28 protein-coding genes, 1 tRNA gene and 1 pseudogene are annotated in these 15,354 nt (G+C 49.3%); 12 read left to right on the forward strand and 18 right to left on the reverse strand.

Annotated features, from left to right (window positions below; translation table 11 throughout):
* Window positions 1–5 precede the first annotated feature (5 nt).
* The 3 genes from AC3RPL_RS05180 to AC3RPL_RS05190 all read left to right on the forward strand — a co-directional run bounded on the left by AC3RPL_RS05180 (window position 6) and on the right by AC3RPL_RS05190 (window position 1,751).
* Window positions 6–203, forward strand: a complete 198-nt coding sequence (locus tag AC3RPL_RS05180; RefSeq protein ID WP_490740635.1) for a VasL domain-containing protein — start codon at window positions 6–8, stop codon at window positions 201–203.
* Between the two features lie 17 nt (window positions 204–220).
* Window positions 221–649 (forward strand): hypothetical protein, encoded by a 429-nt coding sequence (locus tag AC3RPL_RS05185; RefSeq protein ID WP_490739199.1) that lies wholly within the window; start codon window positions 221–223, stop codon window positions 647–649.
* A 70-nt stretch (window positions 650–719) separates the two neighbouring features.
* On the forward strand, window positions 720–1,751 hold the full coding sequence (locus tag AC3RPL_RS05190) for an IS630 family transposase (RefSeq protein WP_490739200.1): 1,032 nt from the start codon (window positions 720–722) through the stop codon (window positions 1,749–1,751).
* A gap of 20 nt (window positions 1,752–1,771) precedes the next feature.
* On the opposite strand, the pseudogene AC3RPL_RS05195 reads toward AC3RPL_RS05190, so the two are convergent.
* Together AC3RPL_RS05195 and AC3RPL_RS05200 are read right to left on the reverse strand one after the other, a co-directional pair.
* A pseudogene (locus tag AC3RPL_RS05195) lies at window positions 1,772–2,176 on the reverse strand (tyrosine-type recombinase/integrase); the annotation flags it as partial.
* 177 nt (window positions 2,177–2,353) lie between these two features.
* A tRNA-Arg gene (locus AC3RPL_RS05200) sits at window positions 2,354–2,428 on the reverse strand.
* A 194-nt stretch (window positions 2,429–2,622) separates the two neighbouring features.
* Here AC3RPL_RS05200 and AC3RPL_RS05205 point away from each other — a divergent pair.
* The gene (locus AC3RPL_RS05205) at window positions 2,623–3,792 is read left to right on the forward strand and encodes a tyrosine-type recombinase/integrase (RefSeq protein WP_490739201.1); all 1,170 of its coding nucleotides are present in this window, start codon (window positions 2,623–2,625) and stop codon (window positions 3,790–3,792) included.
* Here the strand turns inward: AC3RPL_RS05205 and AC3RPL_RS05210 are convergent.
* The 16 genes from AC3RPL_RS05210 to AC3RPL_RS05285 all read right to left on the reverse strand — a co-directional run bounded on the left by AC3RPL_RS05210 (window position 3,776) and on the right by AC3RPL_RS05285 (window position 9,282).
* Complete coding sequence (locus tag AC3RPL_RS05210; RefSeq protein ID WP_410764659.1) at window positions 3,776–3,958, reverse strand: helix-turn-helix transcriptional regulator; 183 nt, start codon at window positions 3,956–3,958, stop codon at window positions 3,776–3,778. The genes AC3RPL_RS05205 and AC3RPL_RS05210 overlap by 17 nt on opposite strands.
* A complete protein-coding gene (locus AC3RPL_RS05215; RefSeq protein WP_490739202.1) occupies window positions 3,955–4,197 on the reverse strand; it encodes a hypothetical protein in 243 nt (80 codons plus the stop codon). The genes AC3RPL_RS05210 and AC3RPL_RS05215 overlap by 4 nt, the downstream gene beginning before the upstream one ends.
* Complete coding sequence (locus AC3RPL_RS05220) at window positions 4,190–4,519, reverse strand: hypothetical protein (RefSeq protein WP_490739203.1); 330 nt, start codon at window positions 4,517–4,519, stop codon at window positions 4,190–4,192. Before AC3RPL_RS05220 ends, AC3RPL_RS05215 begins: the two co-directional genes overlap by 8 nt.
* Window positions 4,516–4,740 carry a hypothetical protein gene (locus AC3RPL_RS05225; protein WP_490739204.1) on the reverse strand — a complete coding sequence of 75 codons (225 nt, stop codon included), beginning with the start codon at window positions 4,738–4,740 and terminating at the stop codon, window positions 4,516–4,518. Before AC3RPL_RS05225 ends, AC3RPL_RS05220 begins: the two co-directional genes overlap by 4 nt.
* Window positions 4,737–4,862, reverse strand: a complete 126-nt coding sequence (locus AC3RPL_RS05230) for a sodium:solute symporter (RefSeq protein ID WP_490739205.1) — start codon at window positions 4,860–4,862, stop codon at window positions 4,737–4,739. The genes AC3RPL_RS05225 and AC3RPL_RS05230 overlap by 4 nt, the downstream gene beginning before the upstream one ends.
* A complete protein-coding gene (locus AC3RPL_RS05235) occupies window positions 4,846–5,280 on the reverse strand; it encodes a hypothetical protein (protein ID WP_490739206.1) in 435 nt (144 codons plus the stop codon). Before AC3RPL_RS05235 ends, AC3RPL_RS05230 begins: the two co-directional genes overlap by 17 nt.
* Entirely contained in the window at window positions 5,277–5,675 is a 399-nt protein-coding gene (locus AC3RPL_RS05240; RefSeq protein WP_490739207.1) for a Lar family restriction alleviation protein, read from the reverse strand. The genes AC3RPL_RS05235 and AC3RPL_RS05240 overlap by 4 nt, the downstream gene beginning before the upstream one ends.
* Before the next feature lie 10 nt (window positions 5,676–5,685).
* Entirely contained in the window at window positions 5,686–6,258 is a 573-nt protein-coding gene (locus AC3RPL_RS05245; RefSeq protein ID WP_490739208.1) for a hypothetical protein, read from the reverse strand.
* Between the two features lie 10 nt (window positions 6,259–6,268).
* Window positions 6,269–6,655: a hypothetical protein gene (locus AC3RPL_RS05250; protein WP_490739209.1), complete on the reverse strand. Its 387-nt coding sequence runs from the start codon at window positions 6,653–6,655 to the stop codon at window positions 6,269–6,271.
* Window positions 6,652–6,873 (reverse strand): ParE family toxin-like protein, encoded by a 222-nt coding sequence (locus tag AC3RPL_RS05255; RefSeq protein WP_267443875.1) that lies wholly within the window; start codon window positions 6,871–6,873, stop codon window positions 6,652–6,654. Before AC3RPL_RS05255 ends, AC3RPL_RS05250 begins: the two co-directional genes overlap by 4 nt.
* Entirely contained in the window at window positions 6,870–7,232 is a 363-nt protein-coding gene (locus AC3RPL_RS05260) for a hypothetical protein (RefSeq protein ID WP_490739210.1), read from the reverse strand. The genes AC3RPL_RS05255 and AC3RPL_RS05260 overlap by 4 nt, the downstream gene beginning before the upstream one ends.
* Window positions 7,229–7,441, reverse strand: a complete 213-nt coding sequence (locus AC3RPL_RS05265; RefSeq protein WP_490739211.1) for a hypothetical protein — start codon at window positions 7,439–7,441, stop codon at window positions 7,229–7,231. The genes AC3RPL_RS05260 and AC3RPL_RS05265 overlap by 4 nt, the downstream gene beginning before the upstream one ends.
* Window positions 7,442–7,541: 100 nt before the next feature.
* Window positions 7,542–7,814, reverse strand: coding sequence for a hypothetical protein (locus AC3RPL_RS05270; RefSeq protein WP_490739212.1), 273 nt, complete (start codon window positions 7,812–7,814; stop codon window positions 7,542–7,544).
* Between the two features lie 2 nt (window positions 7,815–7,816).
* Entirely contained in the window at window positions 7,817–8,014 is a 198-nt protein-coding gene (locus tag AC3RPL_RS05275; protein WP_490739213.1) for a hypothetical protein, read from the reverse strand.
* 68 nt (window positions 8,015–8,082) lie between these two features.
* Complete coding sequence (locus AC3RPL_RS05280) at window positions 8,083–8,388, reverse strand: hypothetical protein (RefSeq protein WP_490739214.1); 306 nt, start codon at window positions 8,386–8,388, stop codon at window positions 8,083–8,085.
* A 156-nt stretch (window positions 8,389–8,544) separates the two neighbouring features.
* Window positions 8,545–9,282 (reverse strand): XRE family transcriptional regulator, encoded by a 738-nt coding sequence (locus AC3RPL_RS05285; RefSeq protein WP_490739215.1) that lies wholly within the window; start codon window positions 9,280–9,282, stop codon window positions 8,545–8,547.
* 114 nt (window positions 9,283–9,396) lie between these two features.
* Between AC3RPL_RS05285 and AC3RPL_RS05290 the strand changes: the two genes are divergently transcribed.
* Genes AC3RPL_RS05290 through AC3RPL_RS05325 form a run of 8 tightly spaced genes read left to right on the forward strand, consistent with a single transcriptional unit; the run spans window position 9,397 to window position 15,344 of the window.
* Window positions 9,397–9,636 carry a transcriptional regulator gene (locus AC3RPL_RS05290; RefSeq protein ID WP_490739216.1) on the forward strand — a complete coding sequence of 80 codons (240 nt, stop codon included), beginning with the start codon at window positions 9,397–9,399 and terminating at the stop codon, window positions 9,634–9,636.
* Window positions 9,633–10,457, forward strand: a complete 825-nt coding sequence (locus AC3RPL_RS05295; RefSeq protein ID WP_490739217.1) for a BRO-N domain-containing protein — start codon at window positions 9,633–9,635, stop codon at window positions 10,455–10,457. The genes AC3RPL_RS05290 and AC3RPL_RS05295 overlap by 4 nt, the downstream gene beginning before the upstream one ends.
* A complete protein-coding gene (locus tag AC3RPL_RS05300; protein ID WP_490739218.1) occupies window positions 10,454–11,284 on the forward strand; it encodes a helix-turn-helix domain-containing protein in 831 nt (276 codons plus the stop codon). Before AC3RPL_RS05295 ends, AC3RPL_RS05300 begins: the two co-directional genes overlap by 4 nt.
* The gene (locus AC3RPL_RS05305; RefSeq protein ID WP_490739219.1) at window positions 11,281–12,156 is read left to right on the forward strand and encodes an ATP-binding protein; all 876 of its coding nucleotides are present in this window, start codon (window positions 11,281–11,283) and stop codon (window positions 12,154–12,156) included. The genes AC3RPL_RS05300 and AC3RPL_RS05305 overlap by 4 nt, the downstream gene beginning before the upstream one ends.
* Entirely contained in the window at window positions 12,153–13,523 is a 1,371-nt protein-coding gene (locus AC3RPL_RS05310; RefSeq protein WP_490739220.1) for a replicative DNA helicase, read from the forward strand. Before AC3RPL_RS05305 ends, AC3RPL_RS05310 begins: the two co-directional genes overlap by 4 nt.
* Window positions 13,523–13,705 carry a hypothetical protein gene (locus AC3RPL_RS05315; protein ID WP_490739221.1) on the forward strand — a complete coding sequence of 61 codons (183 nt, stop codon included), beginning with the start codon at window positions 13,523–13,525 and terminating at the stop codon, window positions 13,703–13,705. The genes AC3RPL_RS05310 and AC3RPL_RS05315 overlap by 1 nt, the downstream gene beginning before the upstream one ends.
* Window positions 13,705–14,565 carry a helix-turn-helix domain-containing protein gene (locus AC3RPL_RS05320; RefSeq protein WP_490739222.1) on the forward strand — a complete coding sequence of 287 codons (861 nt, stop codon included), beginning with the start codon at window positions 13,705–13,707 and terminating at the stop codon, window positions 14,563–14,565. The genes AC3RPL_RS05315 and AC3RPL_RS05320 overlap by 1 nt, the downstream gene beginning before the upstream one ends.
* Window positions 14,562–15,344, forward strand: a complete 783-nt coding sequence (locus AC3RPL_RS05325) for an antitermination protein Q (protein WP_490739223.1) — start codon at window positions 14,562–14,564, stop codon at window positions 15,342–15,344. The genes AC3RPL_RS05320 and AC3RPL_RS05325 overlap by 4 nt, the downstream gene beginning before the upstream one ends.
* Window positions 15,345–15,354 lie beyond the last annotated feature (10 nt).

Raw genomic sequence — 15,354 nt, forward strand, 5'->3', positions numbered from 1 at the left:
AATACATCACCGTCAGTGAACTTAAATCGCAGGTCTTTGGCATGCTGACAAGCTTCCGGCAGACCGTGCCGGTGGAAGAACAGCTTCGGCAGTTGAAGCTGCTCCCTGAAGACTCGTTGCAGCGTCAGCAGCAGGTCCAACAGGCTGAGCAGCGACTCCGGGCGCAAATATCTACTCTGGCACAGGAAAAACAGCGTGACTGACAGCAGGGAGGTCGGGCATGTCAGATAAAAAGGGACCCCCCCGAAATCACTGGGTACAGTGGACGGTCGATGAAATTACGTTTGTGGAACAACATTATGGTCAGCTGTCTGCCCGTGAAATCGGGGAGCGACTTGGCCGGTCTGCCAATGGGGTGTCCCGGATTCTTCAGCTTTCCGGTCTGTCCCGGGGGATGCCGCCACCCTGGTCGGAAGAGGAGCTGGCATTGCTCCGGACCCACTATACAGAAGGCATAGAGTATGTCATGTCACTGTTACCCGGGCGTTCACGCAAAGCTATTTTCCGACAATCCTCCCTGGCAGGGATCACCGGTCGCAATAGCTGGGGCCGTGAAGAGAAGGCCTTTCTGGAAAACATTACAGAAATCTGCCTACAAAGGAGATTGCCGCCAGACAAAATAAGCGTTCCAAATAGTAGATCACTTTAGGGGAACTCAGCCCGGATTGTGCGATCTGCTCAATCGCCAAAAAGAAACAAACCACCAACCGGACTGAGCGATGCCGATCATAACACCCATCCCCCGCACTGAACGACGCCTGATGCAGAAAACTATCCCTAAAACGCGTGACAAAAATCATGCACGCAGACTCACTGCCCTGCTGATGTTGCACCGGGGCGATCGTGTCAGTGACGTAGCCAGAACGCTCTGTTGCGCCCGTTCATCCGTCGGCCGCCGGATTAACTGGTTCACGCTGTCAGGAGTTGAAGGCCTGAAATCATTACCCGCAGGACGTTCCCGTCGCTGGCCATTTGAGCATATCTGCACATTATTACGTGAACTGATAAAACACACGCCGGGCGATTTTGGTTATCAGCGTTCCCGCTGGAGTACGGAACTGATGGCAATAAAAATCAGAGAGTTAACGGGCTGCTGTCTGCATGCTTCTACGGTGCGTCGCTGGTTACCCGCCGCCGGTCTGGTGTGGCGTAGAGCCGCGCCCACACTGCATATTCGCGACCCGCACAAAGATGAAAAAATGGCGGCAATCCACAAAGCGCTGGACGAATGCAGTGCAGAGCATCCGGTGTTTTACGAAGATGAGGTGGATATCCATCTCAATCCTGAAATCGGTGCAGACTGGCAGAGACGGGGCCAGCAGAAACGCGTTATCACGCCGGGGCAGAACGAAAAATATTATCTGGCGGGAGCACTCCACAGCAGTAGCGGCCGGGTCAGTTATGTGGGTGGCAGCAGTAAAAGTTCGGTGCTGTTCATCACCCTGCTGAAGCACCTGAAAGCGACTTACCGGGGGGCAAAAACCATCACGTTAATCGTTGATAACTATATTATTCACAAGAGCAGAGAAACGCTGCGTTGGCTGAAGCGCAATCCAAAGTTCAGAGTCATTTATCAACCTGTTTACTCGCCGTGGGTTAATCACATTGAAAGGCTATGGCAGGCGCTGCACGAAACTATCACCCGGAATCATCAGTGCCGGTCAATGTGGCGGTTGTTGAAAAAAGTACGCCAATTTATGAAAACCGTCAGTCTGTTCCCGGGTGGCAAACACGGACGGGTAAAAGTGTAGCGATATTAGGATCACTTATTTAGATAGGGGAAGACATTATTTTTAAAAGCTCGCTTGACGTAATCAGCATAACTCTTTGACCAACCAGATAATTTTTCACTGTACCATTCGAGAGCTATTGCTTCAAATGTGTTGGTAACCGAGAGTTTTTTAGCTAATTGCGTGGCTTTTTTGACCTCTCCGGGATCTTTATCATTCGCCAATACCTTTCTTGCCTCATCTCGTTTAGTGCGAGCTTCCGCAAGTGAGATGTCCGGGTAGGTTCCGAATGAGAGCTTTTTCTCTTTCCCGGCAAATCAGTATTTCATGCGCCAGTACTTTGAACCGTTAGTATTGACCATGAGATAGAGCCCTCCGCCATCAGCGAGCTTATAGGCTTTGTCTCTGGGCTTTGCAGTCTCGGCCTGACGGGCATTTAAGGTCATTTTTGGGGGCCTCATTTTTCATTGAACAGGATAAGCCCCCACTAAGGCCCCCAAGTGTTTATTGATTCACGTTGAAATGGGTAGACATCAGTTGACGTCGCATAGCCAAAATAGAGGGTTTATCACTGATTATAATAGGGTTTTATTGAATTTGGTAGATGTCAGGAGAGGTGTGTATGGTGTCCCCTGCAGGAATCGAACCTGCAACTAGCCCTTAGGAGGGGCTCGTTATATCCATTTAACTAAGGAGACATTGAGCGGCTACGTTTCAAATCGTTCGCCTGTGTTTCTATCTTATCGTAATTTCTCAGTTTTTTTCAAGTGTTACGTTCCTTTTCATTTCTCTTTGTTTCTGTGTGTCCCCGCTTGCTATCGTTTCGTTCACTTGCCAAAGCGTACATATTGAGTACAGAATGCAAAATAACGATGTGTACAGGATATATAACGTGGCTCTCAGCGATACCAGGCTTCGCAGCATCAACGGCAAACCATACAGCGGCCCGTCAGAAATAACCGATGGGGACGGTCTTAGCGTTCGCATAACTCCAGCAGGGACAATCACTTTTCAGTATCGTTTCCGCTGGAAAGGTGCCCCTACGAGGATAACTGTTGGTCGCTATCCGTCGAAAACGCTGAAGGATGCGCGGATTGCCGCTGGTGAGATGCGGGCATTGTACATGAAGGGTATTAACCCAAAAACCTATTTCGCCAGCAGCACAGGAGAGCTGACGCTCAGAGAATGTCTGGATCAATGGTGGGAAAAATATGTTACCGGGCTAAAAGAAAACACCCGCATTCTTTACAGGTCTGTCGTGTACAACACCATGTACACAGAATTCCGCGATATGCCTGTGGCAAGCATCCCCGTATCACTGTGGGTTCAGTTCTTTGACAAACACGAAAAGAACAATAAGAAAAAAGCCAGGGTGCTTTTGCTGCAACTGCGCTCTGTTATGAACTGGTGTATCAGCAGGCAGTTAATCCCATCGTGTGATGTGCTGAAACTCAGCGTTAAAAATATTGGCAAAAAGCCGGATGTAGGGGATCGGGTGCTTACCTATACTGAGCTGGCAAAAATTTGGCTGGCACTGGAAAATAACAAAGTATTTTCATCTAATAAGCTGCTTCACCAGATGCTTTTACTTTGGGGGTCCAGATTGTCAGAATTACGCCTGTCCACCCCTACAGAATTCAATATGGAAGATCTTATCTGGACAACGCCCTCTGTTCATTCAAAGATGGGTAATGTTATCAGGCGTCCTATATTTCAACAGATGTTGCCATTTGTAGAGCGGCTGCTGGCTATGAAAAATCCGGTTATGTTTCCGGGGCAGGAACTTGATAAAGCAATAGATCGTTCATCATCGAATCTGTATATGAAAAACCTGAGGAGTAAAATTGATATTCCTGAATGGCGAACCCATGACTTCAGGCGATCACTGGTCACGAATTTATCTGGCGAGGGGATTATGCCCCATGTCACCGAAAAGATGCTGGGGCATGAACTTGGAGGCGTAATGGCCGTCTATAACAAGCATGATTGGCTGGAAGACCAGCGCAAAGCTTATGAGCTTTACGCTGATAAAGTCTTTTGGCACGTTAAACAGATCGGTTAACACCACCATCATCAATCCATTTTAGTACTGCCTGGCGGCTGTATCGGGCTGGGTGTGTTAAAACCGGGGATGGGAAGCCGTGATTTTTTCGCAACCGCCATAATGCTGTCCTGGCCTTGCCTATTTCATCCATGACCTCTTTTTCTGTCATGTATCTGTCGCTCATACTGCCCCCATAGCCTGCTGAACCACACGATAACCACGTTTACGTGGCTTCTTCTTTGGCTGGATCCTTACCGCTGCCACCTGTGGCCGCGCTGGTGGTGGTGTATCAATGCCGTTACTGCGCCTGTAGTTTGACTTCATCTTCCAGGCGAGATAACCGGACCAGTCCCGCCCGTCATCGATATTGACGCTGGCCTTAACCAGCGTGTCGTTGAGGTCTGCCATATTGTGATCAGTCACTGGCTGGCTCCTCACGGTATCCTGCTTCAATGATTTTTCTGGCGACGCTGACAGGAGAAGTATGTTCGGGCCAAGTCGCGTCAAATATCAGGTTATTTAACTCATGAGATAAAATTTCCTGATAGCTTTTAGGCCAGTGCTCACGCGGAATGCCGTTACTGTCATAATCACCCAACCTGTCGATGGTGAGCATCGCAGCTTCTTCAGCTGTTGGTTCTGGCCTCCTGTATCCCGCACCCCAGACAGCACCGGTAATATCACCCGGATTTCCCCATGCCTCTTTGATAATCCGCGTCAGCGTAAAAATGTCTTCGTTGCTCATCGTCCCGCCTCCCGTCCTGCCACTTTATAAGCCCTAATTACTTCCGGCGTTCTTCCGGACAGCACTGATTTCATGAAGAAGCAGCCTTTACGTTCAGCAATCAGACTGCTGGTGGACAGCAGAGCGGCATCGACCGCCCGGTTGTGAGAGCGGAACTCGAAAGCTGTGCTGGTGATTGTCAGACTGGCGACAGCGCCGAAGTCCTGATAGTTAAACTTCATCCGATCAACCTCGCTATCAGTCTGGCCACACCAATAAAGGCGAAGAATCCCGTTGTTAATCCCAGCCCTGACAGACTGGAGAAGAAAAGGGTGAGCATCACAAGCTCAGATACCTTCTTCATCGCGGAAACCCTCCTGTAATTTCAAATGTGCCTCCCATCCGCCATGTTCGTTGACCATTTCACCCAACTGCTGGAAGCACGCATTCAGCCATCTGATTCCTCTGGCCTTTAGCTTTGGCACTGTTCCCCAGTCGATAAAGTCAGAGTTTTTTCGCTGCATGTATGCACTCAGGTCGAGAATGCGCATGTAGCGATACCAGCGGCGCTCAATATTCCAGCCTTTATCCGCAAGATAAGAGTCAATGAAACCCTGAACTGATGGCTGGTTAAGCGAGATATCACCGTATTGATGACGGTAGACCGGGCGACGATGCAGGCTGACCAGGTGAAACAGATAAGCATCGGAAAGCAACTCAAGTGCCCGCTGATGGCCCTGCTCAACAGTCTGGATAAGCCCGCTATGCTTGGTGGGCTTCATTGCCTTGCCCCCACTTCACTGCGCTGATTCCAGTCATGGATGGAGCGCTCCCGGCTATCGGGGTGCTGAGTGGCATTGCAGCAGCCACAGTTGACGTAATACTGCGTCTCGCCATTAAAATACGCGTCCATCAGCTTAGGCTCAGGATTTCCACAGAACGGACAGGGCAGCAGTGCACCATCGGTGTTATCGCCATACATAGCCTGTGAAGGGCTTTCCGGCATCACTGAAATCAGCTCGTGCCTGGTGGATTCAATGCGATCGTCTTTGATGGCGTCATTCGCAATTTCGATCGCTGCCTCAGCGTTGATTGCGGTTGTGGTAACAATCACCGGATAGCGATGTCCACATGGGTAGTCGCCCATCAAAGTGACGATATACTTTGTTCTTTCCATTATTTATCCCTCAGTGCATAACCGGCATGTCTGGCATACCTTCGGTTTGAAGTTGTTCGATGAAGCTGTCATGTAGGATCTGGAATGCATCGCGGCCCCACGCTGATAGCTCGAATCCGTTTGAACCGTATTCGACCATTGCCTTATAGATTTGAAGAGCTTTCTCCAGCCCAACATCGGCTCCGTATTTCTCGATAGCGACGCTTTCAACGTTGCTGGCCATACAGAATCGTTCCGGGCCGGGATAGATACTCATGCCGCCTTTTTTGCTGCGGTATATAATTGCCTTGTCGGTACCGCCAGAATCATTTTGCACATCTACGATTCCATTAAGTTCGCGCTGCTCAATGACAAAAACGGTCACTACCAGCCATCGCCAGAGAATGATTTCTTTGGCAACGCTGAGACGGTACCAGCCCTTTTCAGCGGCCTCCCATACACAAGCGAGAAGTCGAAGGGCTTTGACAGTATTTGCATCATATTTCCCGTCATTCAGGGCGCGGATGATTGCCGAATAACCTGTGACGTTGCCGTTATCTAAAACCCCGTCAGGAGTTGCCTGTGCGTTCTTTGCGTTATCCATGAGATTCACCTCAAAACGGTTTATTGCTGAGTAATTCGGCATACTGCTTTTTTAACGCTTCGTGCCTGCGCTCCCATTTTTTATATTTCCGTTTTTTCTCCAGAATGCGGCGTATGCGTCTGGCTGTGCGGTCGTGGGCGAGGTTATATTGCTCTGTGTGGTCGCCAGCTTTATAGGCAAACACACCGTTAACGAATACAGGCTCACAATCTTCGTTCGTTGAAATACCAGATCGACGAAAAGTCTTTGTCACCATGTAATGCGCAAGGTTATTAATGGCCGCACTGCGACTCAGGCAGCGTTTGGAATAACCATGACGGCTGACAACAAATACGGGTGATTGCATGATGCGAAATGATTCATCAATTGCATCTTCTCTGATTACTGAAAGTTTCATTTTCCGTCCTTTATGCCGTTATATTTTTCGTGAGTCATTAATTGCCAGTCTTTACCGCCGTTCCGGGAGAGCAACCTCCAGCGTGGATTAACTGCAAGACTAAGATATCCGGTACTGATAATCCGGCAGGGAAATACGCGGCGCTTGCGGTATTGATTCAGTTTCTTTGTTGCCTGAATAATTACCCATTCAGGCGCTTTGAATGCTGACAGGCTCATTTATCTACCCGGCCTGAAAATGGAACCTGCTCGTAAAATGCCAGCTCAACCAGATTTTCAATAACAGCATTTATAAAACCTTCTCCCTTATCAGATAATTTCCCTGATTTTATTTTCACGCAGTCGCTGTATACGTCAGATATTTCTTTCTCAGCCACTGCACGTTTATTTATGTCATACACTCGCGCCTCAAATAGCTTCTTTAGCGCCTTGGTTAAAATTTCCGTGTCAAGTTCAACGGTCTGTACAGAGCCATCTGATAGCTTTACCGCTGTGTGATAGCTACCCGTTTTATCAATCAGGTCTGACAGGGTAGCCAATACGAGGCGGTTACGGGTACATTCAATAAGGCTGTTCATTTATTTGCCTCAATAATATCTGTAACGGCTTTGTTAATTTCCTGAGAAATACCGTCTGAGACCTTAAATGCAATGTGGAGAATTGACTTGATTTCGCTATCCTCAGTCCTGTCCACATTGCGCATACATACACATAAAAGGTCAGATAATGATTCAGACATTCGCCCGGCATCTTCCAGATTGAGTCTGGTTTTAAAAATATCCATCATTTAATCCCATAAGCGGCACGGAGAAAGAGGTTGGCAATCACGGAGTGACCAACCATGAAGCAAGCGCAGGCCTGCTGATATTTCTTTCGGCTGATAACTTTCATTTTCGATTTAACCTCACATTTTCATAAGTGGCATCGGTCATGGTTGTAAGTTCGGTAATGGGTGGTGTAAATCTCGCTGCTAAATCAGGGGCGGATTTCTTCAGTTGACTGTGCAATATATGGTGATATTCATGGCTCAACTGGCTGGCGTATTTCGCTGCAACACGCGCCGTATTGACAGATCTATTTATATAAACGCCGTCCTGTTCAACATTGATGATGGCGTCGTTGGTATTGACTAGGCTTAAAGGACTCAATGAAGTTTTCATTTTTATTTTACCTTATCCAGAGCGTTACTAAGATGTTCGAAAGCTGCCATCCCGGAATTAGTCGAAACTCCTATTATTGAGACCATATCAGACGCATCTTTATTGCCATCAAAGTTCCTGTACGCAAATTCAAGCGCTGAAAATGCATCGCAAATTTGGGTCATGCGATATTGAATCTCTTTTGATAATTCCTCATTCATTTTCTATTACCCCATTAAATTGATGCGGACTTCCCCAGCGCAGGCGCTGTAATTTGCTTCGACTTAAATCAATTAAAAAAGTTATTGATTTTTTCTTTCATTCCGTGACTGTTGTCAATCATTGACATTGTATGGTGGCTTGCATCACAGTAGTTGTGAAAAACATCTTGTAAGAAATAAAATTTATTTTTTTCATCATCAGAAAAAAGAAGATATAAAGCGAATAATTTGTGACTTCTGCTAAATAAAATCTTCCAGGGTGAGATATCATTTTCATCAGCAATAATTGATTCTTGAAAAAGTAAATAATACTCCAGCCCCTTGGGGTTCTTTATTTGAGTTGAATTTCCAGATTGGATTTCGTTATTGGTCATCTCACAGGCTCCGTTGTTTGCCGATGAAATGATAATAGAATATGCTATCGATCAATTCAATAGCATATTCTATTTATTTTGCTATTGATATTTATGTTTATGATTTAATTATAAAAAAAGCCGCGATGGCGGCTTTAAAGAATCAGTCCTGGAATGTTAAATCAAAACAGAGTACCAAAAAACGCGCCCTATGATTTCAATCGCTGATATATCACACTCTTCCGGGGGATGTTCTGCTGTGTTATAACTCCTGACACTGATGCGGTCAGGTCCCGTGCGATAGATTATCTTGATACGCTTCCAGCCATCTTGAGCAATGGCATAAATTTTCCCATCAACGAGCTTTTTGTCATCGGTATTTACCGCCACTGTTGTTCCGTCTGGTATTACTGGCTCCATGCTGTCACCACGAGCTGGAAAGCAGAGAACGCCAGAACCATCCGTTTTAGCGCCAACCCGGCGCAAGGTTGCTTTTGAAAATCTCAACTTGAATCCGTTATAGTCTTCGTCTGTACAGCGCCCATCACCGCAAGCAAATTCAATATCCCTGAGAAATGGCACTTCTACCTCGTCAGAGGGGAGTGGAGTGTTGCTATCCCATGCGTCAACCCCTACCCATTCGCTTTCTGGTGGGATAGTGGAGTCAGGATGGTGCTTGGGCTGCTCTTTATTTCTCATAGGACCAGCGCCGGAAGAGAGCCATTCAGGCCTTATTCCTAACGCATCCGCAAGTTCAAATATTTTAGTTGTTCCTTTCGCATTACCAGATGCAATGCGCCATATGGTTGGCTGAGCCATGTTAGCAGCTTTAGCCAGTTGCCCCTGACTCATTCCCATTTCATGCATTGCATAATTGAGTCTGTCTGCCAGCGTCTTTAATGTACTTTCATGCATGGTATATAGCCTCCGCTATTACATTTTATCCCTGCAAGATAAACAAGTCTATTGCTCGTTTCAATAGCAATTGCTATTATATTTCAATTGACCCTTAGCGGAGTTGGCAAAACTATGAGAAATGCAATTGAAAGAGCTATTGATGCTGCTGGCGGAGTGAACGCTCTGGCTCGTGCTGTTGGCGTTAAACAACCCTCTGTGTCTCGCTGGAGAAAGGTTGGACTTGTTGGAGTAGATCATGTTCCTGATGTTGCAGCTTTAACTGGAGTTCCAGCTCATGAATTGCGCCCTGATAAACCAAAACTCTTCCCCCACCCGGTAAGCCCAGCCCCCGCACAGGAGGCCAGCCAGTGAACGCAATCAAAACTTTCGACTTCAAATCTGATGCTGGTGAGCTGCTGGCATCGGTTCGCACGGTGCTGATCGATAACACGCCGTGGTTCTTCGCTGTCGATGTCTGCCAGGCACTTGATCTAAGCGATACCAACAAAGCGTTGCTGACCGTTGACGCTGAAGACAAATGCGAACACGAACAGTATTCGGGTTCGGGTCGAAAGCCCATGCTGGTCAATGAGTCTGGCCTTTACACCCTCATCCTGAAGAGCCGCAAAAAGCAGGCCAAGCGCTTTAAACGCTGGGTCACTGCCGAAGTGCTGACTTCCATCCGTGCCACTGGTTCATATGGTCTTGGTTTGCCGTCTGATATTCCTGACTTCAATGATCCGGTTGCCATTGCCCGCGCATGGGCAGATGCGAAAGAGGCCGAACGCCGTGCTGTTGGCTATGTTGACCGCCAGGCCAAATATATCACCCACCTCGAAAACCTGTTTCAGCCGGGTATGTCACCATTCCAGTTCTGCAAGCTGCTTAACGGCGTGAACGTCAGCCAGGTTAACGCATTCCTGGCAGAACATAACTGGCTCTACGACGAGCGCCCTGAATCCCGTAAAGCAGGCTGGCGCGTGAAATCCTATGCGCGTGACCTGTATCTGCGTGAAACCCGCCAGCGCATCGAACCTGACGATGAAGGAAGCTTCGATTCCTACAAGCCAATTCTGAAGCGTAAGGGCGCTGTCTGGCTGTACCGGCACTACCTCAAAGGCAATCTGCCGATGAAAAAGAGCTGGGACGGCAAATTCACCCACGACACCGACCTTCAGGAGTCCCTGCAATGAGTATGGAAATGATGGTCAAAGCAATGAAGATTAGGGTCGGTAACCCGCTGCGTAAGCTCGTGCTGCTTAAGTTGGCTGACAACGCCAGTGACAAAGGCGAATGCTGGCCCAGTCTTCAGCACATTGCCGATCAATGTGAGATAAGTCGCCGTTCAGTCATAAATCACATTGATGCTCTTTGTGAATTTGGCCTGCTGAAAAAAGAGCTGCGTCCTGGTAAGAAAGGAAATTCTAGCAATCTTTATTACCTGGCTTTAGATGGTGCAGGAAATTCACTAGGGGGTAGTGCAGGAGCTGCAGCCCGTAGTGCAGCACGTTCACTAGATGGTGCAGGAGATTCACTAGGGGGTAGTGCAGGAGCTGCACCCAGAATCAGTCACTCTTTTGAACCAGTCAAAGAACCTGTCATTGAAACAAAAGATATTGGTGCACAGGCTGAAGCCCGTACACCTGCGAAGCGATCTTCTCAGGAGTATTCACCTGAATTTGAAACGGCATGGCAGACCTACCCAAAACGGGCAGGTGGCAATCCGAAGTCCACTGCCTGGAAACACTGGTCAGCCCGTATTCGTGAAGGGGTAACACCTGAAACCATGCTGGCAGGCGTTCAGCGCTATGCAGCCTTCATCGTTGCTACTGGCAAAGCCGGGACAGAGTACGTCAAACAGACCTGCACATTCTTCGGACCGGATCGGCATTTTGAGGAACCCTGGCAGGCACCGCCAGCACTACAGCGCCAGACACCATCCCAGCAAAAACACAGCAATTTCGGCAGCCGTGACTACGGACAAACTCAGACACCAGTATGGGGAAGGGGGAAGAAGTGAACTACAGCAACCATAACCGCGAAATCGCCTCACTGAATGCACAGCTGGGCAACCTGCAAGAAGAACTGGAATTCGCTGGCGGTAAAGTGCCGGCCATCGACAAATGCTTTGACCAGCAGGAAACCGTTTCTTCCGTCTGTAAGATCCACGGACAGTTTGAGCAGCTGCGTATCTGGACAGAATACGCTGGCCGGACATCAGAAAAGCGCTCACGCTGCCCGGATTGTATTCGTGATCAGTTCAACGAACTCTCAGAGCGAAAAAGCGAGATGGAAGTGGACGATCTCATCTCAGAGGCAGGCATATCAGAACGCTTCACATGGTGTGAGTTTCGGAACTACCAGCCCTTCAACGCCAGCGCGGCGCACAATCTCTCCCTGCTTCAGGAGTACGCCGCCGCCTGGCCCGACATGCTCAAAAACGGCACCAGCCTGATCCTGAGTGGAAAACCGGGAACGGGTAAAAACCATCTCGCTGTTGCGCTGGCAAAAGAGATTATCCGAGCACATCAGAGTACGGTTCTGATTACCGGCGTGATGCGCATTATCCGGGCTGTTCGCCGGACCTGGGGGAAAGATTCTGAGATGAGCGAGGAAGAGGTGATCGCCCATTACACCAGCCGGGATTTGCTGATTATTGACGAGGTGGGGGTTCAGTACGGTAGCGAGGCAGAAATGATCACCCTGTTTGACATTATGAATACTCGTTATGAGCGCATGTTGCCTACGGTGCTCATCACTAATCTGGCACCGGGTGAAATTTCATCGGTTATTGGCGAAAGACTGACGGATCGGATGGTGGAGGGAGACGGTGCCACGCTGATTTTTGACTGGCCAAGCTTCCGCTCTCAGAAAGGAGCCTCAGCTGCATGAGTAAAGTCTGGCGGGATCAGGATATTGAAGGCGCTGTTATTGGCGCAATGTTGTTGAGGGGCGCAGACAGTGAGGTTATGGAGGTCATTTCCTCGCTGTCCCCCAGCGTATTTGACGTGTGGCAGTACCGCGAGATTTACCAGGGCATTTGCGCCCAGGCGAGAAGCCGTGGTGTGATTGACCCTATCCTGCTGGGGGAACAGATACCGGCACATGTGCGGTTGATTAATGATTCAGCAAGGAAGACATGGTCACCTTCATCGCTCAAATCTTATACCGCACAGCTTAAGCGTCATGAAACCCTTCGCAATGCTCAGGGGGTACTGTCAGAGGCCATAGCGAAGCTGAACGGCGCAGCAAACAGTGATATCGGCATGGCTGCTTTGGAAGAGGTGAAATTGCTGGTGTCCGCTATCGAAACGGAATCTGGCGCGGTCAGGCCGAAGAAGATTGACGAGCTGCTACCGGCTATCGTGACCCGCATAGAGGACAAAATAGGGGGCCGGAGCGAAGGGCGAACAATCCTGACAGGCATTGAAGACCTGGACGCAATCACAGGCGGCTTTGACCAGACCGATCTCATTCTGCTGGCTGCCCGGCCATCGATGGGCAAAACCGAACTGGTCCTCGACATCACCGATAAAGTCTCATCTGACGGTGGCGGGGTGCTGTTCTTCAGCATGGAAATGAGTGACATCCAGATTGCGGAGCGCCAGGTATCGGCTGCGGGGGGCATATCCACCTCAAAACTCAAAAACGCCGAAAGGCTGAGTGATGAAGACTGGGCGAGGCTGGGTAATGGCATCCAGAGGATGACAGAACGTCCGATATGGATTGTTGATGCTACGGATCTGAACGTTGAACAGATTAAGCAGATTGCCATCCGGCACAAGCAGCAACACCCTGAAACGGCGCTGGTGGCGATTGATTACCTGCGTCTCATAAAGCTACAGGGGAGCAGCAGGCATGATCTGGCCGTGGGCGAGGTTTCAAAAGGACTGAAACAGCTGGCTAAAGTCAACAGAACGCCAGTGGTGGCACTGAGCCAGCTTTCCCGCAGCGTCGAGCAGCGACAGAACAAAAGGCCGGTCAATGCCGACCTCAAAGACTCCGGTGAAATTGAGGCTGACGCAGATATCATCATGATGCTTTACCGCGATGAAGTGTACGACCCCGAGTCGCAGGCAAGAGGCATTGCAGAAATCAACGTTACCAAAAACCGCAACGGCGCACTGGGTACGGTGTACCGCCGTTTTTATAACGGACACTTCCACGACATTGATCAGGAAGAAGCCCACCGCCGCAGTACAGAACAGAAGCCACAGTTACCGAATAACACCCGCCGTTACAGCAAAGGGGCCGCATAGTGGAACTCACACAGGAAGACCAACACACGATTGAGCAGTACATCCGGCTGGCTCACGGCGGCTATAAGGGGCCAGTGGGTATCTGGATGAACAGGCTGGTGGAACTGCACATGAATATGAGCCAGCTGGTGGTTGCCACGGCGTTGATGAAGGCCCGTTATGAATCGAAGGGGAAAGCGTAATGCGTACAGACAACATTGAACATAAAGCACTTTTTAGCATTCCTGAGCCATCTTCCAGCAATGTAGTTGCGCTGAGAAAACCGCTTCCCCCTCAGAGGAAGATTACCGGTCACAAACAGACTGACGCCTATCTGTGGGTGTTGGAGGTTATCCAGTTGAACGAACCAGCACACCTACAGGCGGCTGAAGATGCGCTGGCCAAACTGAAAATCACGCCGAAGGAAGCCCAGCAGCGTTACAGCGATTATCTGATGAAGTCTGGCGCTCACCCTTTCCAGATAGCATTTGGAACGATGTCAATGGATGACCCGAACAAAGCAATCAAATCGGCCAGATCAGCAATAGAGCAAGCAAGCAGGGTACGCGCCATATTTGGTAGCTATGAGCAGGCGCTGGAAAATACAGCAGCCGAAAAACTCATGCTGGTGGAGCATCTGGCAGAAATATACGAAAGCGGCTGGGGCTGGAGTGAGGAAGAGAACGAACAAGGTTGGATGGGGGGTGGGCGCGCTGTTGAACTCAGCAACCTGCGTCAGGAAATGTCGAAAGGCTTTGCAGACCAGTTGCCAAAACCCCATACGCTGTCCGATGTGGTGCGAGAATACGAATACTGGCGCTGGCTTTGCTCGTTGCGTGACCGGGCCGCAAAAGAACTTGGTTACAGTTACGGTGACTATGATCGGGATTATATTTATGACAGAGAGAGATACCTGGAAAAGCTGCTCACCACTATCAGGCCAGTGACCCGACAGGAAGCTGTTGACGTCTGTCAATGGGTGCTGGGTAATGAGCGGTTCGAAATGGGAGGTGGTGAAACAGATAAGATTATGCTTAACCTGGTTGGAGAGTGCGGCGCATGAAACTCGAATACGCAGTAAAATACTTCAGCCCCAAAAGCCAGACGTTTAGTGACAGTTCCCGCGCCACTTCATCAGACAGCCTGACCGGGACCGATCTCATGGGTGCAATAGGTTACTGCCAGTCGAAAGCTGGATTCGGCGTGTCTGCGTTCCTGGCGAAAACCGGCGTCAGCAACGACGACCGTTACCGCACCATTGAGCAGCTACTGAGCTATGCCCAACGTACGGCTCCGAAGCTGGTGATTAAGTCTGCTGGTGGAAAGCTAGGTAAATGCCTCGCTGTGCTGTCAAGGCTGGCTTTTGAGGAATACTCGCGTTCAGCGGCTACAACCAGTACCTGCAAGCACTGCGGCGGTAAAGGGTTTAATCTGGTTCAAAGCGAAGTGGTTAAGTACGCCGGGCATGTTAACAGCTTTACCGGGGAGGAAGTTATCGCGCCAGTAATCGAAACTGAGCTGGTAAATGAACGCTGTCAGCCCTGCAAAGGGAAGGGGAAAGTAACAGCCCGTTGCCGCTGTAATGGAACAGGGCGCGTTCGTGACCTTGCAGAATCAGCCCGGCAGGGTACGCCCGTAGACAGGGAATGTGATCGCTGTTCAGGGCGGGGATTTAAACGGATGCCAGCCAGCAGGGCATTCCAGGCTGTGACTTTGCTTGTACCTGACCTGACACAGGCTTCATGGTCACGTAACTGGAAACCCTTCTTCGAAATGCTGGTGGCGAAGTGTGAGATTGAAGAAAATTATGCTGACTCAGTATTTCGTGTGATGACCAGATAATCACAGAGTG

Source organism: Erwinia papayae (assembly GCF_058241465.1).